The 22,004-nt window shown below is 36.1% G+C and carries 23 protein-coding genes and 2 pseudogenes; 9 read left to right on the top strand and 16 right to left on the bottom strand.

All coding sequences use genetic code 11. The features are described 5' to 3' along the window. Positions 1 to 7: 7 nt before the first annotated feature. From msrA to istA, 4 genes and pseudogenes are all read right to left on the bottom strand, one after another. A pseudogene (gene msrA, locus FK004_RS19570) lies at positions 8 to 517 on the bottom strand (peptide-methionine (S)-S-oxide reductase MsrA); the annotation flags it as partial. 21 nt (positions 518 to 538) lie between these two features. Then, positions 539 to 979, bottom strand: a pseudogene (msrB, locus tag FK004_RS19565) (peptide-methionine (R)-S-oxide reductase MsrB); the annotation flags it as partial. A 231-nt stretch (positions 980 to 1,210) separates the two neighbouring features. After that, a complete protein-coding gene (gene istB, locus FK004_RS12680; RefSeq protein WP_056251131.1) occupies positions 1,211 to 1,948 on the bottom strand; it encodes an IS21-like element helper ATPase IstB in 738 nt (245 codons plus the stop codon). A gap of 16 nt (positions 1,949 to 1,964) precedes the next feature. Continuing rightward, the gene (istA, locus tag FK004_RS12675; RefSeq protein ID WP_108735486.1) at positions 1,965 to 3,512 is read right to left on the bottom strand and encodes an IS21 family transposase; all 1,548 of its coding nucleotides are present in this window, start codon (positions 3,510 to 3,512) and stop codon (positions 1,965 to 1,967) included. Between the two features lie 321 nt (positions 3,513 to 3,833). Here istA and FK004_RS19225 point away from each other — a divergent pair, with 321 nt between their 5' ends. Continuing rightward, a complete protein-coding gene (locus FK004_RS19225; RefSeq protein WP_157956102.1) occupies positions 3,834 to 4,055 on the top strand; it encodes a hypothetical protein in 222 nt (73 codons plus the stop codon). Between the two features lie 96 nt (positions 4,056 to 4,151). Here the strand turns inward: FK004_RS19225 and FK004_RS12670 are convergent, their stop codons facing one another. The 10 genes from FK004_RS12670 to FK004_RS12625 all read right to left on the bottom strand — a co-directional run bounded on the left by FK004_RS12670 (position 4,152) and on the right by FK004_RS12625 (position 15,487). After that, on the bottom strand, positions 4,152 to 5,006 hold the full coding sequence (locus FK004_RS12670) for a WG repeat-containing protein (RefSeq protein WP_108737583.1): 855 nt from the start codon (positions 5,004 to 5,006) through the stop codon (positions 4,152 to 4,154). A gap of 2 nt (positions 5,007 to 5,008) precedes the next feature. After that, positions 5,009 to 6,016, bottom strand: a complete 1,008-nt coding sequence (locus FK004_RS12665; RefSeq protein WP_108737582.1) for a hypothetical protein — start codon at positions 6,014 to 6,016, stop codon at positions 5,009 to 5,011. Between the two features lie 3 nt (positions 6,017 to 6,019). Further along, positions 6,020 to 8,893 (bottom strand): OmpA family protein, encoded by a 2,874-nt coding sequence (locus FK004_RS12660; protein WP_108737581.1) that lies wholly within the window; start codon positions 8,891 to 8,893, stop codon positions 6,020 to 6,022. 30 nt (positions 8,894 to 8,923) lie between these two features. Continuing rightward, positions 8,924 to 9,424 carry a DUF4280 domain-containing protein gene (locus tag FK004_RS12655; protein ID WP_108738838.1) on the bottom strand — a complete coding sequence of 167 codons (501 nt, stop codon included), beginning with the start codon at positions 9,422 to 9,424 and terminating at the stop codon, positions 8,924 to 8,926. Positions 9,425 to 9,459: 35 nt separating this feature from the next. Continuing rightward, positions 9,460 to 10,515 (bottom strand): hypothetical protein, encoded by a 1,056-nt coding sequence (locus tag FK004_RS12650; RefSeq protein ID WP_108737580.1) that lies wholly within the window; start codon positions 10,513 to 10,515, stop codon positions 9,460 to 9,462. Between the two features lie 54 nt (positions 10,516 to 10,569). Next, the gene (locus FK004_RS12645) at positions 10,570 to 11,031 is read right to left on the bottom strand and encodes a hypothetical protein (protein ID WP_108737579.1); all 462 of its coding nucleotides are present in this window, start codon (positions 11,029 to 11,031) and stop codon (positions 10,570 to 10,572) included. Position 11,032: 1 nt separating this feature from the next. Beyond that, positions 11,033 to 12,610, bottom strand: a complete 1,578-nt coding sequence (locus tag FK004_RS12640; RefSeq protein WP_108737578.1) for a hypothetical protein — start codon at positions 12,608 to 12,610, stop codon at positions 11,033 to 11,035. A 4-nt stretch (positions 12,611 to 12,614) separates the two neighbouring features. Continuing rightward, positions 12,615 to 12,782: a hypothetical protein gene (locus tag FK004_RS19220; protein ID WP_157956101.1), complete on the bottom strand. Its 168-nt coding sequence runs from the start codon at positions 12,780 to 12,782 to the stop codon at positions 12,615 to 12,617. An 11-nt stretch (positions 12,783 to 12,793) separates the two neighbouring features. After that, positions 12,794 to 14,644 carry a type VI secretion system Vgr family protein gene (locus FK004_RS12635; protein ID WP_108737577.1) on the bottom strand — a complete coding sequence of 617 codons (1,851 nt, stop codon included), beginning with the start codon at positions 14,642 to 14,644 and terminating at the stop codon, positions 12,794 to 12,796. A 354-nt stretch (positions 14,645 to 14,998) separates the two neighbouring features. Beyond that, on the bottom strand, positions 14,999 to 15,487 hold the full coding sequence (locus FK004_RS12625) for a phosphoribosylaminoimidazolesuccinocarboxamide synthase (protein ID WP_108737575.1): 489 nt from the start codon (positions 15,485 to 15,487) through the stop codon (positions 14,999 to 15,001). Between the two features lie 391 nt (positions 15,488 to 15,878). Between FK004_RS12625 and FK004_RS12620 the strand changes: the two genes are divergently transcribed. Genes FK004_RS12620 through FK004_RS12610 form a run of 3 tightly spaced genes read left to right on the top strand, consistent with a single transcriptional unit; the run spans position 15,879 to position 17,766 of the window. Further along, positions 15,879 to 16,715 carry an alpha/beta fold hydrolase gene (locus tag FK004_RS12620; RefSeq protein ID WP_108738837.1) on the top strand — a complete coding sequence of 279 codons (837 nt, stop codon included), beginning with the start codon at positions 15,879 to 15,881 and terminating at the stop codon, positions 16,713 to 16,715. Continuing rightward, a complete protein-coding gene (locus FK004_RS12615) occupies positions 16,716 to 17,210 on the top strand; it encodes an RNA polymerase sigma factor (RefSeq protein ID WP_108737574.1) in 495 nt (164 codons plus the stop codon). Next, positions 17,197 to 17,766 carry a hypothetical protein gene (locus FK004_RS12610; RefSeq protein WP_108737573.1) on the top strand — a complete coding sequence of 190 codons (570 nt, stop codon included), beginning with the start codon at positions 17,197 to 17,199 and terminating at the stop codon, positions 17,764 to 17,766. The genes FK004_RS12615 and FK004_RS12610 overlap by 14 nt, the downstream gene beginning before the upstream one ends. A gap of 270 nt (positions 17,767 to 18,036) precedes the next feature. On the opposite strand, the gene FK004_RS12605 is transcribed toward FK004_RS12610, so the two are convergent. Next, a complete protein-coding gene (locus FK004_RS12605; protein WP_108737572.1) occupies positions 18,037 to 18,489 on the bottom strand; it encodes a hypothetical protein in 453 nt (150 codons plus the stop codon). After that, positions 18,489 to 19,193, bottom strand: a complete 705-nt coding sequence (locus FK004_RS12600) for a LexA family transcriptional regulator (protein ID WP_108737571.1) — start codon at positions 19,191 to 19,193, stop codon at positions 18,489 to 18,491. Before FK004_RS12600 ends, FK004_RS12605 begins: the two co-directional genes overlap by 1 nt. 170 nt (positions 19,194 to 19,363) lie before the next feature. Between FK004_RS12600 and FK004_RS12595 the strand changes: the two genes are divergently transcribed. The 5 genes from FK004_RS12595 to FK004_RS12575 all read left to right on the top strand — a co-directional run bounded on the left by FK004_RS12595 (position 19,364) and on the right by FK004_RS12575 (position 21,925). After that, positions 19,364 to 19,651 carry a hypothetical protein gene (locus FK004_RS12595; protein WP_108737570.1) on the top strand — a complete coding sequence of 96 codons (288 nt, stop codon included), beginning with the start codon at positions 19,364 to 19,366 and terminating at the stop codon, positions 19,649 to 19,651. 104 nt (positions 19,652 to 19,755) lie between these two features. Further along, positions 19,756 to 20,025 (top strand): hypothetical protein, encoded by a 270-nt coding sequence (locus FK004_RS12590; protein ID WP_108737569.1) that lies wholly within the window; start codon positions 19,756 to 19,758, stop codon positions 20,023 to 20,025. Further along, entirely contained in the window at positions 20,022 to 20,255 is a 234-nt protein-coding gene (locus FK004_RS12585; RefSeq protein ID WP_108737568.1) for a hypothetical protein, read from the top strand. The genes FK004_RS12590 and FK004_RS12585 overlap by 4 nt, the downstream gene beginning before the upstream one ends. A 41-nt stretch (positions 20,256 to 20,296) precedes the next feature. Continuing rightward, positions 20,297 to 20,704: a hypothetical protein gene (locus FK004_RS12580; protein ID WP_108737567.1), complete on the top strand. Its 408-nt coding sequence runs from the start codon at positions 20,297 to 20,299 to the stop codon at positions 20,702 to 20,704. A 3-nt stretch (positions 20,705 to 20,707) separates the two neighbouring features. Beyond that, positions 20,708 to 21,925, top strand: a complete 1,218-nt coding sequence (locus tag FK004_RS12575; RefSeq protein WP_108737566.1) for an exonuclease family protein — start codon at positions 20,708 to 20,710, stop codon at positions 21,923 to 21,925. The last annotated feature ends 79 nt before the right edge of the window (positions 21,926 to 22,004 follow it).

The raw sequence follows: 22,004 nt of genomic DNA, 5'->3' as shown, positions 1-22,004 counted from the left end.
TCACCTGTTATGCTTTTAGCTTATCTTTAAAAAGCTGTTTGAATTTTTGAAGTTTCGGATCTATAACAGCCTGGCAATATCCTGCTTCGGCATTGTTGCTGTAATAGTCCTGGTGGTAGTCCTCCGCTTTGTAAAATTGCTCCAAAGCCTTTACTTCCGTTACAATAGGAGCATCGTATACTTCCTGCATTTCGGCGATTATATTTTGAGCAGCGACCTTTTCCTCCTCGCTACGATAAAAAATAATGCTACGGTACTGAGTACCCGTATCAGCACCCTGACGGTTTAAGGTGGTGGGATTATGTGTACTGAGATGGATTCGCAACAAATCTTCTACTGTAATTTCATCCGGGTTATAGGTAATTTCAATTACTTCAGCATGGCCTGTCATCCCACTGCATATCTCACGATAGGTAGGATTATCAATCTTTCCGCCGCTATAGCCGCTTTCTACTTTGGAAACGCCTTTCAGCAGCGTAAAAACTGCTTCGGTACACCAGAAACAACCACCACCAAGAGTGAGTTTCTTTTCCCTACTTTCCACCTTTTGTAGTGCTACGGCATTCATACAATAGCGTAATCCACTGGGTTTTGGGCCATCGGGGAATACATGCCCCAGATGTGCATCACAGGTATTGCATAGGGCTTCAATACGAACCATCCCGAAGGTACTATCTTTGTGATAGGCTATTGCATTTTCCTTTACCGGTTGTGTAAAAGAAGGCCAGCCTGTTCCGCTTTCGAATTTTTCATCCCCATCAAATAACAGGGTGCCACAGCAAACGCAGGCATATATTCCAGGCTCAAAGAATGAGCACATATCCGAACTATGGGCACGCTCGGTACCTTTAAGGCGGGTTATACTGAATGCTTCCGGGCTTAATATGGTTTTCCACTCTGCTTCGGTCTTCTCTACTCTTGTATCGGGTACAGGGTTTCCAACACTGGCAAACTTTACAACGTCAATCCATTTTAACATGATCATTTCCTTTCTTTAGTATTGTGTGAAGTACTGTAGTAATCCTAAAAAGTATGCCAAAGAAGTCGTTCTGCAAATTCCGGTTATATTGATCACCCCATTCCGTTTTAAAGTGAGCACCTGATTCCAGTTCAAAATGACCACCTAATTCCGGTGCAAAGTGAGCACCTCCGTTTTGATTAAAAACTATATTTTTTCATCTGTTAATTAGTATTCAAATATAATAAAATATCACTCTTTGTTTATTCCTCTTTTCTTTCTCATGGATTCTCCATGTAATTCAAGCCTATGAGATTGGTGTATAAGTCTGTCTAATATTGCATCGGCTATCGTTTTTTCTCCAATTATATCATACCAGCCTTGAACTGGTATTTGTGATGTCACGATTATAGAGCCGTTATTATGCCTGTCCTCTATGATCTCTAAAAGAGTAATTCGGTTATGGCTGTCAAGTGCCTGGAGTCCAAAATCATCAAGTATTATAACATCCTGTCTTTGTATTTTGGTAAGTTCCCGTAGATAAGTACCATCTGCTTTAGCCATTTTTAGTCTAGCGAACAATTTTGAGGTATTAAAATAACTTACCTTAAAACCCTGTATACAGGCTTGATAACCTAATGCAGTACCTAAATAACTTTTACCGACACCGGTGCTTCCAGTGATTAAAATGTTTTCGTTTTTCTCTATAAATTCGCATTCTGCCAGACGCAGTACCATGTTTCGGTCCAGGTTACGTGATACATCAAAATTGATACTTTCAATATTTGATTTGTAATGGAATTTGGCATTAGTGATACTTCGTTCAATACGACGATTGTACCTTTCATCCCATTCTGCATCAATAATCATCGATACAAACTGGTCAAGGGTATAATGATCTGTTTTCCCGCTTTCAATGGCTGTTTTAAAAGCATTAAACATGCCATAAAGCTTCATTTGTTTCATTTTGGTTACTGTGGATTCATTCATTTTTTCAAGATTTAATTTAGTTATAATAGTGTTTTCCTCTTATGTTACTGTGATCGGGAAGTTCCTGCTCAGGTTCTTGATCAAAATCAATATGATCCAAGTTGTTTTCTAAAATGTTTTGTATGGTCTTAAAATTGTAAATTTTAAAATCAAGTGCCCGCCTGCAGGCATTTATTAATCGCTGTCTGCCTACCTTTTTTTCAAAATTCAGTATTCCTAAACAGCTTTTATAAGCCTGTTCTGGATGATTTCTGCTTTCGATTATCTGCATTATATATTCTCCTACTGACTCATCAATATTATTAGCCCATTCAATGAAGCGGGCAGCACTCCATTGGGCTACAAATTGATGTGTACTGGCTAAATGCTCAGGAGTTGTTGTATAGACATAAGGTTTGTAGTTTCTTGGATGTACAGCTATTCGATTGTATTTATAATAAATCTCTACTGTTGATTTGGTATATAACAGCTTGGCTTTCTTCTTTACATATTGATACGGAACGCTGTAATAGTTTTTGTCCTGGCTTAATTGAACATGACCGTTTTGCATTACTGTTGCAAAAGACTGGTATTTAATTTCAAAACGATCTTGTGGGAGTGGACGCAGTTTTTCTTTCTCGTCTTCTAAAAATAATTCAAAGCGGGAATAAGGGCGTCCTGTCAGTTTTCTGTTATTGTGAGAGTCAAGTAAATCCCAGATCTGCTGGTTTAATTCTTCCAGAGAAAAGAACTTAGTTTCTTTTATGGTTACATAAATCCTTCGATATAATATCTTAACAGCTCCTTCAACTAGTGACTTGTCTCTGGGCCTGTAAGCTCTGGCAGGTAAAATTGTGGTTTCGTAATGTTCTGCTAAATCAGCCAGGGTTTCATTGATTGTCGGTTCAAAACGACTGCTTTTTATTACGGCAGATTTTAAATTATCTGGAACAATGGCGGCAGGAGTGCCTTCAAAAAAGCGCATGGCATTTTCTACCGAGTCAACAAAGTTTTCCTTTTGCTGGCTCATGGAAGCTTCAGCATACGTGTATTGGCTAGCGCCCAATATTGCTACAAAAAATTGTACTTCTTTGACTTCTCCAGTATCTATATCAATAATTGAGAGTGTCTTTCCGGCATAATCAACATACATTTTATCACCAGCCTTATGGTTCATATGCATGACCGGATTAACTCGTTTGCCCCATATATTGTAATGATAATGAAATTGTGAAGTTCGATAACCATCAGGATTTACAGCAATATATTGTTCCCACATATGCTGTACGGTAACGCCAACTTTTTTTAGTTCACGTTCCATTTTAGGAAAAAAATCATAAAGTGTCTGTAATCTCGGGCTAATGGCCTCTACACTAGTCTGGGAGAATAAAAGTTCCAGCTCTGCATCGGTTTTTTGGTCGATTAATTCAAAGCTTAATTCGAGAACTTCAAATAAAGAAATATATTTCTTTACCGTATTTCTTGAAAGGGATAAGTAGCTACTTATAAATAACTTACTCTTTCCATTACAATAGAATTTAATTACTTTTCTAATTTTACTCATGTCTGTTATTTTGTTTGCCATAATCCGTAAATTTTTAACGAATGTATGGTTCTAACAACATGAAAAAATCAATAGTTTTTAATACTTAATTCACCACAAAACTTGGTGGTCAATTTGCTCCGGAATTAGGTGGTCAGTTTGCTCCGGAACGGGTGGTCAATTTACTCCGGAATTAGGTGGTCAAATTGACCGGTTTTTCCATTAACTGGCACAAACAATACAATGAGGACGATGAAGTCCATTTTGAACATGAGAGAGTACTGGATCTCTTATAAATGAAAACCAGAATATAGGGCCAATTCACATTCTCGTCGGCACTTTATTTTCAGTTTATACTGTATTATGAAAAAAATTATTTACATACTGCTATTCTCAAGCATCTTTCTGGTCATTTGGGGCTATCTGTATCCAACAGATTACCTGATTGACATTAATATCCACGATACTTACTTTTTAATCACCTTCATGGTGGTGGGAATGCTCTTATTCTTCTTAGCACTCCTATTGGCCGCTGCACAATGGATGGTCCAAAAAATAAGATTAAAAAGACAGTCCGTATCCTAACAGAAATATTATTGCTTTTATTAAGTGACGACAAAACCCACAGCAACAAGTTTGATACTGTGGGTTTTACATAATAAGTAGGCTACTTTAGTGTCCTTATTTTATAAATTCTTCAAAAGCTACTATACTATACTTATCATTTTTGCAGAATTTTATTCGTGTGCCTTCTTCTTCGATATCACAATAATTCAGGGCTACAATTACTTTTCCTTTCACATCAATGATTCCAAAAAGGTTCTTATTATTTTCTTTTTGGGAGACAATAAAATAACCTCCATGCGATTGCAATTCGTTTATATTTGAATACCGGTAAGGTACAACCTGTTTCAAATCATAATTTACGACTCCCCATTTTCCTTCTTTTTCTACAGCAACTAACTGTTCTTTTTCGGAAAGTAATCTGAAATCTGAAAAATCGATTCCACTTTTGGGTACGAGTTTCGTATCAAAGGCATCTACTACTTTTAAACCCTCTTTACGTCCCAAAATGGTATTTCCAAACTTATTCATTTTAAAATAGGAAAAAGGCAGAAGAACTTCTTTTCGGTTTTTATATACTCCAAATTTTTGATTTTCATCTGTAAAAACATCTATATTATCACTGATATTGAAATGGAAATCTGCAAATTGTGGTAGTGATACTAATTTCTTATTTTTCACATCCAACCAATATAAAATATAATTCCCATTTTTTTGCTCGACATAATAGTTGTCATTCCTTTGCCCAAATTCATCAAACTGTGCTGGAATAATAATATTACCTACTCCATCACAAATTCCGAATTTTTGATTTTTCTTAAAAATATAATAGTTTTGATTATCGTGATGCTCCCCTTCAATCAGTTCCTTTACATTTCCTTTTTCCGCATTAGATTTCGTATTTTCATTTTTCTGAGAACAGGCTGTTAAATTTAATAATAAGAACAGTACCCAAATAGCATTTTTTTTCATAATTAATATTCTTTAAATTCATTTTCACCCTTAGGAATATAATAAAGGCTTTTAATTTCAAAAGATAAAAAATGACCTGAATCTCCTGCAAATTTCCCCCAAAGAGCTGATGTTCCCTGATACCTTCCATTGACGGATTGATTCACAAACCCTACCAACTTCCCTTCAGCATAAAACTGGAGTTTATAATCCGTTATCGGCTGCATTTGTAATGTAGGTTGCTTTATAGCGTCTAAAAAGTCATTCCAACCTTCCTCAATCTCTCGCTGATCATCATCATAGGTACTTACAAATTCGTTACGAAGCTTATCATAGGATAATTTTGCAATGTTGTCATATTCTTTTTCTTCATATATCTTCTTTACCTGTTTGTAGTGATTCAGTAATTTAGCCTCTAAAATTTTCGGATCCATCTTTCTCAAATCCTGTGCGTCCTTAAACTTTTCTTCCAAAGTATACGGTACTTTTACATCAATTGTAAAATTTCCTTCATAATATACCTGCCCAGCGCCATCAAACTTTTCTATCGTTTCATACTCATTCGGTTTAACAGTCATTGAGCGTGTTTTATATTCCTGATATTGCGTATCACTCTCTTTTGGTTTTTTTAAATCATAGGATTTCAATGTGAATTTTAAATAGGTCCTATCCAGTAATGTAGAATATACCTCGTCCTGGTCTTTTATCGTACCAACGGGATACATTCTGTAAGTAATCTTTTGAGTACCACTTTTAAAAATCGCCTGATTAATTTCGATAGCTGAGCCTGTAGCAGGACTTTGGAATTCCTTAAAAACCGGGACATCATTCACTAATAGCTCAAAAAAGCAATAATAATTCTCATAAGTTAATTTGTATACTATTTCCTCCGGATAATGTTTTACTTCACGGACTATTTCCTCTGCCAAATTAGTGGCTGTAATATTTGGATTTTGGGTAATCATTTCATCTTTTTTTGGTGAACAGGCTATAATGCTCAGGATCAGGGTTAGCGTACTTATTTTTTTCACAGGTCATTCTTTTTTATTCTTCGGCTGATTGAATAGCTGCACGGTATACATTTCAACTTCAAAAGGCTCCATCAGGGTAAAGGGCATTGGTTTTCCCTTATTGGTTTCATATGCTACATCAATTAAGCCCCAACGCGATTTGGCTTTTAAACTCCCTAAATAGGTTCCTTCAATACCCGAGAAATAAACGGTTTGTGTAATAAACAACCCTTGTTTTTCATTTACTCCGTATTTTAGTTTCACACCTGCAGCTCCCTTTAGCTTGATGTTCATTTTTCCTTCAATTTTAGTCTGCAAAGGATCAAATTTAAATTCCTTTTCAAATTTCCCATCTATATTGGCTTCAAAAGAAATCTGTTCGGTAATCAGCCTTTCATCTTTTGCGGTTTGGATTCCATTTCCTAAAATATCAATAATGGAGTAGCTTTGGGTCAGAAAGTTAAACTTTACATTGTGTTCAAATGCAATTTCCCCTATGACCGTAATTGATCCGGTAATGGAAGTTTTTCCTTCTCCCTCAAACGCATCCGCTATTTTACTATTATTTTCGGAATTCCGTTTCAGTTTCTCCTTTGTCTTTTTATCGTCAGGTAATTTTGCTCCCTTTACATCATTTTTTTTATGGAGCATTTCCAACAGGTCAAAGTCCTTCTTAAAGTTTACCGCCACTAAAGGTTTCGCTTTCAGGTTGGCTTCAAAGACTTCAGCCATTTTACCATTGGCCTGTTTGTAGTAATAGATCCCTCCATTGATGGCTATTGCCGGTGGTACAATTTCAATACCTGCATCTTCCATCTTTTTGATAACGCTTTGGACTTGCTTTACTTTTTTGGCAATACGAGCAATCCGTCCGGTCAGGTTTCTCCCCCTGGTGAGGTAGATCATGAGCAAATCAATAGCAATGCCTACCAATACCAGGCAATAAATTACAGAAGCTGCAGCATATTTGGTATAGCTTGTTTGGGTAATCAGGTTCACTTCTGTTCCTTGGAGTAGCAACTCTTTTCCTGGTTTTTCCAATGTCCTGTCATAAATAACATGAGCACCATAACTATAATCCTCTGCCTGGCTTTTTATATATTCCAGGACAACATATTCCATAATCCACTGAGAAGGTAATATTTTCGTTATTTTGAAAAAGAGGCTGTTGGTGAATTCATCAATAATGTCGGCAATGCCGGTTTTGAGTTCTACTTTTTTATTATGGAAAAAATAGTTTCCACTCTCTTTATAATTGTATTGAAAATGGGCAATCCAAATGATATCAGGATACACCCGGACTTCTAATGTCGACTTGTTTTTATCGGAAAAATAAGCACAACTATTGATATAAAATGAGAAAGAATTGTACAACGTAGAAAATGGATTCAGGTATTCGACAAGCTTTCCAAAATAGTTTTTCGGAAAATGGTTACCAGTATTGGAATACACATCCAAAGGGATTTCATTACCGGTTTTTTTTACGGTTTCTACTCCCAGATTGCTTACCAGTACCTCATTCTTTTTGTGCTTATCATCCCTAAAGCAGCCTTCATCGGAGCGTGATTTTATTTTTACTTTTATTTTCTTACCTTTTTTTACACTGGAAGCAATGGTTTCATACACGAGTGCGTCGGCATTGTATTCCAAATAGGAAAATTGAATTTCTGTTCTTCTATTTTTCTGATAGGAAGCTTCTGTTTTACCATTATCTTTGGGAGTGGCTTCACCAAATGCACGTGTGCGGATTTTATCAGGATCCAATCCTTTGGAAATAAAAAACTCCCGTGTAGTATTTGCCCTTCTTTCGGATAAAGCCTGATTATAATCTAAAGATCCCCTTTCATCTGCATGTCCGGAAAGTAGCATATCCAGATGATTATTAAACAATAAAAAGTTCAGAATATTTTGAAGTACCGGTTTGGCATCTTCCCGGATCGTGTCTTTATCAAAATCAAAAAATATTTCGAAGTTCACCAACCTTGACAGGGATTCTTTCTTCTTTAAACTGGTTTTTCCCTGTTTAAAAACTTCAAAATAATCCGTATCCTCCACTCCAATTTCATCGAAGGTACAGGTATGGATATTCGTTCGCTTTTCATCGGGTTTCCCCACTTTGGCCGGCGTTTGGTTTTTGGCAACGGCAACCTGCGAAGAGGCTACTTTATTTTTTACATTTAAGTAGATGGCATGCAGTTCATCGCCCCGACTGTCTTTAATATACCGTCCGTTAGCCTGGTTTTTTACTTTGATGTAAAACTCTTCAACATTTTGGATGTTATTAACATGTGACATCCAGGAAAAAGTATTTTCAATTTTAAGATTGACCTGCCCGTCAATTACCTCAACATTAGTATAGACATGAATAAGTTTATCGTCTTTTGCAGTCTGCCGGTTCAGGATTTCTACAATTAACAAATCTCCATTGAGGCCTTCTGTACCAAGATTGAGGTAAACATTTTCCCCATAGGAAATGAAATCAGCTTTTTTATTATTCTTTATACTGGTACTGTTTGGTTGCTTTCTCCATTTGGAAGAAGCAATTTTAGCTTCACACCAACCACTAACATAGAGCCCGGAAAGCCGGGAGTCTCTTTTTCCGGACATACTGGCTTCGATATAATAGGTATAAGAACCACAGAGCAGTTTCGGAATCCAAAATCCGTATTTACCATCCGAACCAACCGTAAGTTGGTTGATTATAATTTTCCTATTGTTGTTCCGGCGCATCCAGACCAGGTTTTTTTTCTTGTCTGCTTCCGTTGTATCTGCTTCCCATTCACTCACTTTAAAGAAAACCCATTGTTCAGGAACAATCACTACTTTTTTGTTAGGAATGGACATTCTGGGATAGGTTACCCCTTCTGCGCAATATATTTTTTTTACTCCTTTTGCCATAACTAATACATATTTTTAATCCTCCAAGAATTAGTTACTGCTATCCTCAGCTCCTGCATGAAGGCGTTGCAATGTCATCATATCCTTAGGATCAACCAGCGGATTTATTTGTATCTGCACTTCTTCGGTTGCATTTTTAAAATTTTGTTCCCCGGCTTCTGTCTTTTGCCCATTTTTATCGATCAGGATACATTCAGGGCCACCAATAGGACAGGTTGCCTTACTGTCTTCCAATAATATTTTACCGCTATTGGACAGCGTTACCGCTTCATATACTGCGCTCCATTTCGTAATCACTGCTTTACAAGGCAAATACCCCCCTGGTGTGGGCTGCAATTTACATTTCCCAAACGTATTCTTTTCGAGGGTTTGTCCCAATTCCTGATCTGTTGCAATTAGTTTTTTGGCTCCATCCCTATCGTTAGCGTATTCTTTCTTTTGTGTTTTCACCAGAAGTTTATCCAGTAAGGGTTCTACGCTAAACTTACATTTACAGTCTGCTCCCTGTACCACAACATATTTTTCACTCATGATTTCTCTTTTTTTGTATTTTGCCCTGAAGCCCCTTACATTTTTGAAATTATAACTTCTACCTTTTTGGGTATTGTCAAATCCATTGTACAAACTACCGCAAGGGATTCAATAGCATTACTTGCGGCATTTAGAAAATATTTGGCTGCAAATTGTCCTGTTGCTTTTTTTGCTGTTGGATCCATTAGCCCATAGTAGGGAAAGTCTAGGTGGTTTTCGAAATCACCTATTGTTCTTTCTTCTTCCAAATCGCCTGAAGTACGGATTGCAATTAAGTTATATTCATCTAAATAGGGTTCTATTTTTTGGGTTACCCTATATTTTGCAGCTTCACAATACGGAACCAAAGGAAAATTTACATCCTTCTTACAGTTGAATTTATGGGAGTACCCTATATATATTCCTCCAAAATAGGCATTTAAAAACCAATCTTTGGTGAGTGCATGGTAGACACTGCTCTCCGTTTCCAGTGTTTGCTCACTTAAAGCCAAATACTGTAGTACAGATTCCCCTTCATACTCGTCCAGGATTGCTTCTTTAATTCCTTCCCATCTTTGACGGATCTGGCCAAAATTACAAACACCCGTCCATTGTCCGGTTTCATCCACACTAATTTCTAACGGATACAATACACCTGATACTTTTTCTGCAAGTTCATCGGCTATAGTTGATGTTTCTTCATCATCTACAAAAAATCTGGATATTCTTTGCACCTCAAACAAATAATTTTCAGCTGTTATCCTTCCCTTGCAGGTTACGGCAACTTCACATTTCATAATGCGGCTTTCGGCTCCGGTCGTTGTAGTGTACTGAACCCCATATTCCTTTTTTTGGTTCAACGGACGAAAAAGCAGTTTATCCCCTCCATCAAAATAAACTTTAGGAATAAGGGTAAGGTCGGTTTCACGGTATTCAGGATAAATGAACAATTCCTTTAAATGGTCTGGAAAGTCAAGTACAATATGATCATCATCGGCACAAAACATACTGTGGAAATTTTTAATCTCCAGAGTGGACTTGCCTAATAATTGGGCAATTCCGTTTAAAGTATCCCCATTCTTAATTGTATATTTTCTATATTTCAGTTTCAAAAGTCATATGTTTCTAATCGTTAATAGTAGTATTTATTAAATTTTAGAGTATCGCTATAAAATAGAATCCATCAAATCCCCGAAATTATAATATAATGCGTTGACTGCAGCGAGAATCAATAGTCCCCACAGTACCTGAATCCCTATAGCAGTTTTATTGTTTTTGCCACATAAAAAATAGTGGTTAACTATTAAAAATAATATACTCCCAAGTATACCGGCAGGAACACCAACCCAAAAAATAATAATCGAGTCGCCCCACTCCCCATTTTCATATACATACCAAAATAACATACTGATGAGAACTCCTGCGAGAATGATACCTACAGCTTTTAAAAAACTACGTCCCATAAAACCATACAGCAGCACCAATAGGCCAATAGATAAACCTGAAAATGACAAGGTTAATTTTCCAATATTATTGCTATTCATTAATACTTCAAGCGGGAACATGGCTATAATGCCCACTATAAAAATAAGCGCACCAATAAGGATATATTGTTTTCTATCTTTCATATTATTTTTTATTATAACCCTTATTTACACCCGAACTAAATGCAGACCGTAATCCAATCTCGGCTTTTTCCCAAAATTGTGTATGACTCAAACTATGGGAAACAGTTGCGAGATAAGGGATACCACCTGGACGATCGGCTAATGGCAATTCTTTATCGTACCTTGCTATCAGGTCAGCATTATATCGTGTTACCAGTCCCTGGTACACTCTGAGGTTCGTTTCCCGTAATAAGACCAATTCATCATCTTCGGCACCCCAAACGACATATTCGAGCGTACTAATTTTATCCCTGATAGCCTGAATCTGTGCTCCCGTTACAAACTGGCTGAGCAAACGCATTAGGATTTCCCTTAGTTTATTATTACGCTGTGCTGCCTGAATCCCATTAATAAAGCCGTCAAAATTCTTCTTCTTATTCCTGGCGTCATAAATTTCATCGGGCGTAATATTAACATCCACAATTTCCAGACCTTTGGTTTGTTTTTTAGGGTTCCATGCTGTTTCTTCAATACTGTCGGTAATCCCTGTATTTTCCCGGAAAAATACTTCCAGCACTCCCAACAGATAGCTGTCATTTTCATTGGTTCTGATAGCTAAAAATTCATTCAGGAGCCTTAGGATATGGAGGAGGTTAATATCATCAAAAAAAGCACCTCTGCTATAATTCCCCGGACGGGAGTTCTGATGGCTTATAAAAGTGGTACGGGCATCATTTGCCCATTTCTGCAAACGACCGAGCAATCCCGTAAACTGCTTCTTTTCGGTCTTAAACTTATCGGTTTTGATACTATTAATATATTTGAGGATTGCGGATAACAAAAGGCTCACCCCATCCAGTAATATGGCTGTCTGACGCCACATATTACGCCCCTCTGCCAGATTAAGGCCACCGAGCTTTCTATTGAGCATGTCATATACTTTAAAATCAGGCTCTTTTAGCCGTGCCAAAGCTTTATCAAAATCTCCTTTTTGAAAATTAGTAATCAGAATTTCCAGATTGATCAGGGTAAAATCGGCTACAAAACGCTGTGTGATATCATATTCATTATGGACATTGATAATTTTACAGTTTTTATGCAATTTTGCATGATTTAGCTGGTGTTTTTTCTGAAAAAAAGGCGTTGATAAATAAGTAATGCTTTTGATTTTCCAAAATTCAGGAAAACGGTTGTCACGTGTAATCAGGTCTGTAAATTCATTAATCACATTTCCTCCATGGGAATGTCCAATAAGATGCAGGTGTACTTCTTTACGCTTCCAGCCGCTATAATTCCTTAAAAAGAGATCGAGCAACCGTTCTGCAGCAGCATTTCGCTCCTGTGTATTATTGTCCCCGGACCAACTGAAGAATTCATCTTCAATGTGCAGGTTATTGTATTGAAATTTTAACTCTTTGACTCGTGCCCGGAGATTTTGCATGTTGGCACGCCAATACTCTTTATTAGCCTCATGTTTTAGTGCTGAGGTATTCAACGGATCCGTTGTACCTGGTACAAACATTACTAAATCGTAAATAAGTTTATCTTTTGTTGCTTCTGGAGGACTAAACCTTGGCTGTCCAAATGTTACATTTGCCATAAGCTTATTTTTTTCCTTTTATTGCCACCTTTTTATTGGAAATAAGTGTAAGGTTTGTTCCTGTTGCCACTACTTCTACCTTTTCTGCATTTTCCAAAAATGTCTTAGATGAAGTAGAATACGTTTGTGTAATCGTTATATAAAGATTTTTTGCCGTTTTATTGATTGCCATAACTACAGGATTTAAAAAAGATTTGATTTTTCAGCACTATTGATTTCCACCGTTTTTTGAGAACTTTCGAGCAGCATATTTTCTTTTGTACTAAAGATGGTTACCTGCTCGGCATGTTGTATGGATTCCTGTGCTCCCCTGATGTGTGTTTTTTGGATCAATTCGGTTTTATTATTTGCATTTTCCGACATATTCCCTGCAGCGGTCTGGTTTAGGTCACGCCCTGCTACCTGCAATATATCCTGACTTGCCGATTGGTCGATATTTTCTCCGGCATTAATCGTAACATTTTTTCCAGCACTGATATTTATATTTTCCCCTGCAGTCAATTTAAAATTCTTTGGTGCATTGACACTAATATTCCCTTGGCCATCCATCATCCAGGTATTTCCACTCGAATCTTCAATAAAAACACTACCTGCAGCATCGTTAAAAATCATTTTGGTTCCGGATCGGGTATGAATTACTTTTTGATCGTTCCCTGAAGTATGATAACTACTGGAAGCGCTCCCATTATACATTCCTCCAAGAACAAATGGTTTTTCAGCATTGCCTCCTTCAAACGCGACTAATACTTCTTCTCCAATTTCGGGTACAAAATAAAAGCCTTTCCCTCCTCCGGAATGGGGATTAATCATTCGTATCCATGGTGTATTGGCTCCACTGTTTTTCTGCCAGGAAAAAGCAACTTTTACCCTACCCAAACCTTCGGGATCATCATTAGAAATAATCGTTGCCGGCTGCGAGTCTGCCACAGGAAAACTGTGTACGTTGCCATAGGGTGGAGAAAGTACGCTTTCGGGTACTGCATCAAAACTATTGTGATAAGTTCCTGATTCATCGCAGATATGAACAATATCTGTCAGGATATAACTTCCAAAATTTTGTTCTTTCAGTCCATCTCGTGGATTTCCGGTTAAGGAGAAAGCAGGTTCTTTAATTTGGATGATATCACCAATGCGAAGACCAGTTTCATCCGAATCTCCACGGGCAGTCACCATATCTGCAGTACGGGAATGCAGTTGTGTGGTAACACGATCCACTAAATGTGTCCTGGAATTTCCCTCTTCAAGTGCCTGTGAATACAATAAAGTAGAAGTATTAGGAAATAACTTTTTTGATGCATCAAAAATATGACGTGCATAACCTTCCGGTTGGTAATTTACCTCATCGGAACTTGCTTTTTGGCTTTCTCCATTGTAAGGATCATATCCAAGATACTCAAAACCAAGTGATTTGGCTCGCATTTCGATATGAAAAGAATGTAATGTCCTACCATATTCCAGAACGAAATTTTTAGAATTTGGCTTTCCAAAAGTCAGGCTTTCGCCATCATACAAAAACCATTGTCCTTTCTTTTGTGCAATTCTGCATAAAAAAGCAAAATCACTTTCGGCATATTGTACCGTATAAGGAAGAGTAGCATCTTTTTGAACTTCTACTGCTGCTTTTAAGCTATCTTTTGGATAACTCCCAATGACCTCCTGGACAATATCCGATAACGTTTTATCACTAAAAGAATGCGTATTTGGTGGCCCTTCCATTAGGATAGTCGGACTGTATCCATTAATCATAATTCCACCGGAAGCTCCTGCCGTTCTTACCACTTGTGCTTCAGTAATTACACCATTAAATAATAAGGAAGATGAAGTTTCCATGTAGCCCGGACTAATGCTGATCTTTATCATTTCACCAACATAATTCTGAGCTTTTTCAATTGCTTCTCCAACAAACTCTTTAGGTAGAGGTTGTAATATTGAGAAACGATGGTGTGTATGCACTTTTTGGTTAATTACGAGTTTCGAAAAACGCGTTAAGGCTTCTCCTCCAATTTGTATTTGAATTTTCGTGCTTATAGGCATGATGTAGGTTTAAAGTTAAATAGACAAGGGAAGTAAGGTGGCGGAATGAAATTAGCACTATTACAAAGCTTAAAAAAATAATTAACGTTTCTTTATGTATTTTTCAAAAAAACAACCTCAATTCAAAATATTCTATAATTATAAACCAAAAAAAACAAATTTCATCACTACCAAAATGCATTTTGATTCAACCATTAATCCAAAATCAAGTTGCGACAGAATTATCATCCAAAATTCAAATTTAATTCCTATTATAAATGTCTACCTATATTTTATCCATAAAAAGCCCCCTTAAATCTGCTATTGACTCAAGGGGATATTTATTCTTTTATATAATTTCATGCTTGTACTATTTTACAGGATCAGCTTTTCTGCTCTCATGATTTGAAGCGCTTTTTCGGTTTCTTCAGCTCCGTTATTCAGGGAACCTGGAAGCATAATCAGGCGTTTTTTTATTTTTCCTTTTTTATTTTTAAACCGCACTACGAATACGGATCGGGTCAATCCCTTTTTTCCTGTGGTAAATTCTACCTTTTTAATACTGCTCCGATCAATAACCGGAGTTCCACTATTGTCCAGGCTGATCGCAATTGCATAAATAAGGCCTACCGCCACTAAGGCCAGAATCCCTGCCATCACATTTTCACCTCTTCCAAAATCGCCATAGGCCGAATAAATTAAATAGGCCGCAAAAAGAATATAGACCAACACTATTTTTACCACGCCATCGCTCTCCGTCATTTTTTCCGAAGTATCCAACACAGCATCTTTGTTTAAGATGATCTGATCGGGAGTGATATGGCAATAGCCTGTTTTCGTCCGAAATGTTTTAACATCCTCCATTTTTTTATTTTTTTGGTGATAAATCACAACGTTGTCGCTCTTACAAATATACCACATTATGACTAAAATCTTTCAATCCTAAGCGGCTATTCTATTATTAGCTGAATAGCTCTGGACTTGTTTTTGTAGTTCACAAATCGTTACCGTGTAAGTTATTAAGCAATTTTTTGTTTCACTGGTAATTTCTTTTTAAAAGCAGATCGAAAGCAGTTTAGTAAAACATCGCTGACTGCTATTTCAGGCTCTAAAGGAGTATTTAACCCAAAGACACAACCACTTTAATTAACTATTATTACCCTACTTCCAAAAAAATTAAATAAAAAAAATGTTTTTCGAGGTAACAAATCATATAGCAATGCATCAAAAGATAAACTTTAAAACAGTAAAAATTATGAAAACAAAATCAATCTTGATTGTCGTATTTATATTCCTTATTTCAAAATCTGTTTTTTCTCAAACTGCCTTTAAGGTGGATGTAAGAGGAAAAGGAGATCCTATTTTATTATTCCCTGGCTTTGGTTGTACAGGAGAAGTATGGAATGAAACAGTAACCGAACTTTCTAAAAAGCACGAATGCCACATTTTTACTTTCGCAGGATTTGGTACTGTTCCTCCTATTGAAAGCCCGTGGTTATCGACAATAAAGAAACAAGTCATTTTATATGTAAAAACTAAAAAATTAAACAATGCTACATTAATGGGTCATAGTTTAGGAGGTACTTTAAGTTTATGGTTAGCATCAGAAGAACCCAATTTGTTTAAAAATTTAATTATCGTTGATGCTTTACCCGCAAGTGCTGCCTTAATGATTCCTAATTACAGCGGAGAAGCTATTCCTTATGAAAATCCGCAAAGTAAAATGATGCTCGATATGGATCAAAAGGCATTCCGTTCCATGAATACCCAGTTTACTTCTTATCTGTGTTTGAATAAAGAAAAGCAAAAAACAATAAACGCCTGGATGGACATTGCTGATAGAAAAACTTATGTTTATGGTTACATCGATATGCTTAATTTAGATTTACGCAAAGAAATTGCTAAAATTAAAATTCCGGTGGTAATTTTAGCGGCCACAACTCCAGATCTTACGACGGTACAAAATACCTATAAAGCTCAGTATGAAAACTTACCGTCGGTTAAAATTTATTACGCAGCGAATTCGGCTCATTTTGTAATGTATGATCAACCGGAATGGTTTATGGAAAAAGTAAAATTAGAAGTACAATAAGTGGCTAATAAAAACCAATTTAACGATATCTACAGCAAGCATTATAGTAAAGTGTTTCGTTTGTGCAAAGGTTATTTCTGTGGCAATAGTGCATTAGCTTCTGATGCCTCTCAGGAAATTTTCATTAAAGTATGGGAAAATTTAGCTACGTTCCGAAATGAATCGAGCATTAGTACATGGATTTATAGAATTGCTGTAAATACCTGTCTCCTTTATTTGCGAAAATCATCTTCCAAAAAAGAAATCAGGACAGCCATTCTGCCTAACGTTGTTTCCGAAACCTATCCGAACGAACAAGAAGAGCAACTTAAACAAATGTATCAATGCATCCAAAAGCTTGAAGAAACAAACAAAATGATAATTCTGATGACCTTAGATAACATAGAATATGCAGAAATATCAGCTGTAATCGGGATAACCGAAGAAACGCTTCGTGTCAGGATCCATAGAATAAAAAAGAGTTTAACCCAATGTGTACAAAATGAAAACATTTGAAGATTTACAAAATATCTGGAACCAGCAGACAGCATCCGATACAAAACCTGCTGCCGCTACTGTCATTAAAAAAGCAGCGGAACATACTAAAAGAATTAAACGCAATCATATTTGGACCAGGGCAATTTTAAGCTTAACCGCAATACTATTAATCGCTTATTATATTTGGGTAGGTGCCTATAGACAAACACAATTCAGTTTTGGACTGTGTATTATGATCACAATGCTTTTAGTTCGTGTGACCTTAGAATGGAAAAGTGTGGAAAAATTAGAGACCTTAAAAACCGATGTTACCTTAATCGAATATAGTAAACAGGCGAACCAGTTTTATCAATGGCGAAAAAAGATCCACTATATTTTCACCCCAATAATTTACCTGGCCTATATTGCTGGCTTTATACTCCTATTACCTGTTTTTAAAGAAATTTTCTCTCAAGGTTTTTACCTTTATATTGTACTAAGCGGATTTGGTTTTTTACTAATTTTCGGATTATTAATGGTCCGAATAATAAAAAAAGAAATACAGCTTTTAGATTTCTTAAAAAACATCTCTTAAAAACTATACCATTAAAAAAGGCCCTACAACTAAATGTAGGGCCTTTGCCTTTTTAAGTAGCGAGAGGGAGATTTGAACTCCCGACCTCAGGGTTATGAATTATGAGGCCCACTATTTCACAAACAAAACGTATTGATTACCAGTGTTTTATAAAGTATATTTTTATTTTTGTAATGATTATAATACCGCTTTGTATTGTCGGGTACAAAAACACTTAAACATGCGTGTTTACTGGGGAATTAGGCTGTACAGATAACATTTTTCTTTAACTTATTTTCCAAATAACTTATCAACTTGCTTCTTTGTTATTTCTTGGGAAAAACCCAATGTAGCATATTCTGATTTAGAATTAGAATGTGTAATCTTTACATAAGTAGATCCCAAAAATTTTCTATAACTCAAATAAATATATCCATCAGGGAATTCCAACATGACAGGCTGATCAGGCATTTTTGAAAAACCATCAATTATTTCCAAATATAAATTATCAAATGCATTATCCACATCCTTTATGATGAATATCTTATTCTCATCCATATTTTTAAATTTGGTATCACGATAAGTGAATAGATAAGTATCGTCTACTTTTTCACATTTTATTCCAAAGATTCCACCTGGTGTTACTTTTCCAATTTCAACAGGCTTCGTTATCTCTATTTTTTTTATTTGAGCTACTGATATTATTGAAAATACAAGAGCGATAATTGTGATTAATCTTTTCATTAGAATGTACGTTTTATTACTTTAAAAATTTGTTTTACATCATTTAAGCTGATTTCAAAATCAGCATATTCCGGACTTTCATTTCTCGAATGGCAGGTTATAATTCCGGTTTCCAAATTCTGCGCTATAATATCCTTAAAAAGAATCGTATCGATATGTACTATCACCCATCCATATAAGGAATCTCTAAAACCATCCTTCCAATGCTGCCTGCCTAATTCCCTACACAGTGCCGTAGCTTTATCAGGTGTATCATACAGCATCCCATTATCCATTGAATCACCTTTAATTTCAAATGCCATATAATTGCCCCTTGCATATTTATCTACGTGGAAGCTGACTTCTTCATATTGGTAATCAGAAACGAATTCGCCATCACAACATTCGCTGATATACTGAGCATAGGCTTTTATCGGAACCAATTTCACAGTCATCAAAAACTTACCGCTTGCCAATTCGAAAAACTTGTTTCCATTTTTATTTTCTAAAGCACTTACACTATTTGCATTTCCTGTAAGTAACCACTCTTCAGTGATTTCAAAATATTTGCATAATAATTCCAATGTTTTAGAATTCGGCTTACTCCCCTTTTTAAGTGTCCTACTTAATGTAGAATTAGAAATACCAGTCTTAACAGACAATTGGTAAGGCGTCAGACCTTTAGAATCGAGTAAATATTGCAATCTCTCCTGTATTGTTTCCATTTAATTTATTTAGAACGGTTATAAACTGCAAACAAAATGAAAATGTTTTTTCTTTTTGTTTGCATTTTGTTTGCATATTAATATATATTTGTACCGTACAAAACACAACAGTGCAAATATAAATGGAAAATTGTGAATGTGGTTTATGGTTTTCCTCAAATTGAAAAAAAATGGATACAAAAGAAAATGAACCAGATTACGAGACTGAATATGATTTGTACTGGATTATGGAGTTTCAGAAAAAGATTTTTACTAACCTAAAATTAAAAGACATGCAAAAAGATTTTACAATTCAAAATACCATAAGCAAAGATTCCAGTGTGATTTTAGTATCAAATTATGAATGCTTAAATAATGTGACAAATTGGGGTTATCATGATCGCAAATATTGTCAAAAATCAACGGGTGATGTGGGGATATGGACAATAAAAAAAAAGGATAACCATGAAAAAAACTAACCAAAGGTTTTATGACTTGTTTGTAAAACTTGTTTGCCTAGGCTCACTCGTTGTAATGTTCATGCTGATGTGCCTACTATATGTACTACTAAATAATGAATAATATGTTATACAAAATTGGAGAAAAAATCAGTGTTGATCTTTCAGAATATTTGAAAGAACATACAAACGAAGCTGACAGAGCAACAGTAGCTAATCAGCATAATTATGGCCCCTCTATTTTGAATGCTGTGATTAAAAGGAACCGGAACGTAACATCTGAAAACTGCCCTATGCTAAATGATGTTATGAAAATAGCAATTCAAACACGAAATCACAAAAAACAGTATTTCGATAAAACACACCGACAAATTTTAAAAGAGGTTGAAGCATGAACAAAACGGAGCAAATAACATTTTACAAAAAGCAGATTAAGTCTGCTCAAACTTTAATTGAAGTTGCCCGGCAAAATATGGAATTAGCTGCACGATTCGAAAGTGAAGCAAAAACCGCTCTGGAATTGTTGGGAGCAAGACCAGAGCGGGGCCGAAAGGTCTACAATTTATCTGAAGATAAGAAACTGAGTTTAATCGCCAGTTTGACCAATAAAAAAACCCGGCAGTAACCGGGCTAAACCAAAGTTTAATTTTTAATCAAAACAAATTTATGAAAAATTCACAAACAACATTAGTAAATGTTAAAGAATTACCAAATCTGCACTTAGTGGAAGCTTCCCCACGGGAACTATCATCAGAGTATTGGACACCAGAAACACCTGGCGAGTACAAAGTTGGTGTAGTACTTTCTTTAAAGGAAGAAAGCTACACGGATGACAAAACAGGAGAATCAATTTTGCTGCCTTGTATCATCATGCTATCACAAAATGAGGATCAAACTTTTTCTACTATCCGTAACGGTTCAAAAAGACTTTACGCAACCATTGAAAGCGCTATTGAATCAGGCGAGTTGATGGTTGAATCGACTGCCGTACGAATCACATTCCTGGGTAAAATGAAAAATAAAACGAATCAGTTCCTATCAGACAAATGGAGCGTAAAACCTTTAATATACTAAGCTATGAGTGTAGAAGAAACTTTAAAACAGACATTGCCAAATTTACATGTGGCTACAGTATTGGAAAATGAACTTTTCAGTAAGTCCATAGATTTCACAAGGCCTTTGACAGATTACCCAAAGGTCGATACAATTTCAAATTTCATTAATTCAGGTGCAAAACCTCAGCACATTTACACCGAAAGTATCAATGTAGGTGGAAAGGTAGTTCAGGACGAGATTGAGAAATACCTTGATGATGATAGTATTAGTTCATCAATGTTCAAAGCCGCTTTAAAAACACCCCTTCACTTCTACTTTGCTAAAAGCGAAGATAAGGAAGAACTTGAAAAACTACGTAAAGGACCGGCTTATTTCCAATTAGGAACATTCCTTCACCAGGCCATTCTGGAACCGACAAAGTTTGAACGAGCAATCGTTGAACCAAACTATGCCATGAATTCGACTGAGGGCGTTAACAATATGATCGAATTCTGGGAAAACCTCATCACTACAAATGGTTTTGGTGAAATTGGCAATGAACAGGTTGAAGCGGCAAATGTATTGGACCATTGCAAAACTATTATCATTGACAATAAATTAAGTATCGACAAAATAGACGGCAAACGTGCCTATGTAGCAGCCCTTAAAAGCATTTCGGGAGTTGAGCCAGTGAGCGAAGAAAACTTCTTAAAAATTCAAATCCTTAAAAAACATTATCAGGTTTACGGTAATGGGATTCTTAAAAAATTGCTGCACCATTCGAAACGTGAAATATCGATGTACTACAATGATCGTGAAACTGGATTGAAAGTTAAAATTCGTCCCGATGCTATCCAGTTCAAAGAAAATATCGGTGTTGATGCTATCATATCGGTTAAAAGCTCAGGGATTGAAGATTTGAAAGCATTCTATTATCAAGCTGCTAAACTTCATTATGATCTGTCAGAGGGAATGTATCAGGAAGTAGCATCGGCCTGTACCGGTAGAGATTTCAATACTACAATTACGGTAATGCTTCAGACAGTCGCACCGTACGCCATCGCTTTATTGGTATGGTCCGCTGAAGATATCGAAATGGGAAAACACAAATATCATTTTGCAAAAGAAAATGTGAAAGAAATAATGGAAAAACAATCAACAAAGGGGTATGAAGTATTTTCAGAAGATCAAGACCACGGACTTATTCAGATGTTCCTTCCGAATTGGAATCAACAGGAATACCTACCTGTAAACATATAAAAATGAATAGGGATGATATATACACAATCCAGGCTACTATTGTCAGTGAGACAACAAAAGCCTGGTATTTAGACTGCGA

This window comes from Flavobacterium kingsejongi (assembly GCF_003076475.1).
GTDB classification, from domain to species: Bacteria; Bacteroidota; Bacteroidia; order Flavobacteriales; family Flavobacteriaceae; genus Flavobacterium; species Flavobacterium kingsejongi.
Note: the sequence above shows the minus strand (reverse complement) of the source record. Positions and strands in the feature narration are given on the sequence as shown.

What these genes read in the sequence shown, in the direction of transcription:
- istA (WP_108735486.1), bottom strand. Translation starts at nt 3,512, where the DNA reads ATGGCAAACAAAATAACAGACATGAGTAAAATTAGAAAAGTAATTAAA.
- istB (WP_056251131.1), bottom strand. Translation starts at nt 1,948, where the DNA reads ATGAATGAATCCACAGTAACCAAAATGAAACAAATGAAGCTTTATGGC.
- FK004_RS12605 (WP_108737572.1), bottom strand. Translation starts at nt 18,489, where the DNA reads ATGAAAAGATTAATCACAATTATCGCTCTTGTATTTTCAATAATATCA.
- FK004_RS12590 (WP_108737569.1), top strand. Translation starts at nt 19,756, where the DNA reads ATGTTATACAAAATTGGAGAAAAAATCAGTGTTGATCTTTCAGAATAT.
- FK004_RS12645 (WP_108737579.1), bottom strand. Translation starts at nt 11,031, where the DNA reads ATGAAAGATAGAAAACAATATATCCTTATTGGTGCGCTTATTTTTATA.
- FK004_RS12580 (WP_108737567.1), top strand. Translation starts at nt 20,297, where the DNA reads ATGAAAAATTCACAAACAACATTAGTAAATGTTAAAGAATTACCAAAT.
- FK004_RS12670 (WP_108737583.1), bottom strand. Translation starts at nt 5,006, where the DNA reads ATGAAAAAAAATGCTATTTGGGTACTGTTCTTATTATTAAATTTAACA.
- FK004_RS19220 (WP_157956101.1), bottom strand. Translation starts at nt 12,782, where the DNA reads ATGGCAATCAATAAAACGGCAAAAAATCTTTATATAACGATTACACAA.
- FK004_RS12640 (WP_108737578.1), bottom strand. Translation starts at nt 12,610, where the DNA reads ATGGCAAATGTAACATTTGGACAGCCAAGGTTTAGTCCTCCAGAAGCA.
- FK004_RS12660 (WP_108737581.1), bottom strand. Translation starts at nt 8,893, where the DNA reads ATGGCAAAAGGAGTAAAAAAAATATATTGCGCAGAAGGGGTAACCTAT.
- FK004_RS12585 (WP_108737568.1), top strand. Translation starts at nt 20,022, where the DNA reads ATGAACAAAACGGAGCAAATAACATTTTACAAAAAGCAGATTAAGTCT.
- FK004_RS12655 (WP_108738838.1), bottom strand. Translation starts at nt 9,424, where the DNA reads ATGAGTGAAAAATATGTTGTGGTACAGGGAGCAGACTGTAAATGTAAG.
- FK004_RS12575 (WP_108737566.1), top strand. Translation starts at nt 20,708, where the DNA reads ATGAGTGTAGAAGAAACTTTAAAACAGACATTGCCAAATTTACATGTG.
- FK004_RS12600 (WP_108737571.1), bottom strand. Translation starts at nt 19,193, where the DNA reads ATGGAAACAATACAGGAGAGATTGCAATATTTACTCGATTCTAAAGGT.
- FK004_RS12635 (WP_108737577.1), bottom strand. Translation starts at nt 14,644, where the DNA reads ATGCCTATAAGCACGAAAATTCAAATACAAATTGGAGGAGAAGCCTTA.
- FK004_RS12610 (WP_108737573.1), top strand. Translation starts at nt 17,197, where the DNA reads ATGAAAACATTTGAAGATTTACAAAATATCTGGAACCAGCAGACAGCA.
- FK004_RS12595 (WP_108737570.1), top strand. Translation starts at nt 19,364, where the DNA reads ATGGATACAAAAGAAAATGAACCAGATTACGAGACTGAATATGATTTG.
- FK004_RS19225 (WP_157956102.1), top strand. Translation starts at nt 3,834, where the DNA reads ATGAAAAAAATTATTTACATACTGCTATTCTCAAGCATCTTTCTGGTC.
- FK004_RS12625 (WP_108737575.1), bottom strand. Translation starts at nt 15,487, where the DNA reads ATGGAGGATGTTAAAACATTTCGGACGAAAACAGGCTATTGCCATATC.
- FK004_RS12620 (WP_108738837.1), top strand. Translation starts at nt 15,879, where the DNA reads ATGAAAACAAAATCAATCTTGATTGTCGTATTTATATTCCTTATTTCA.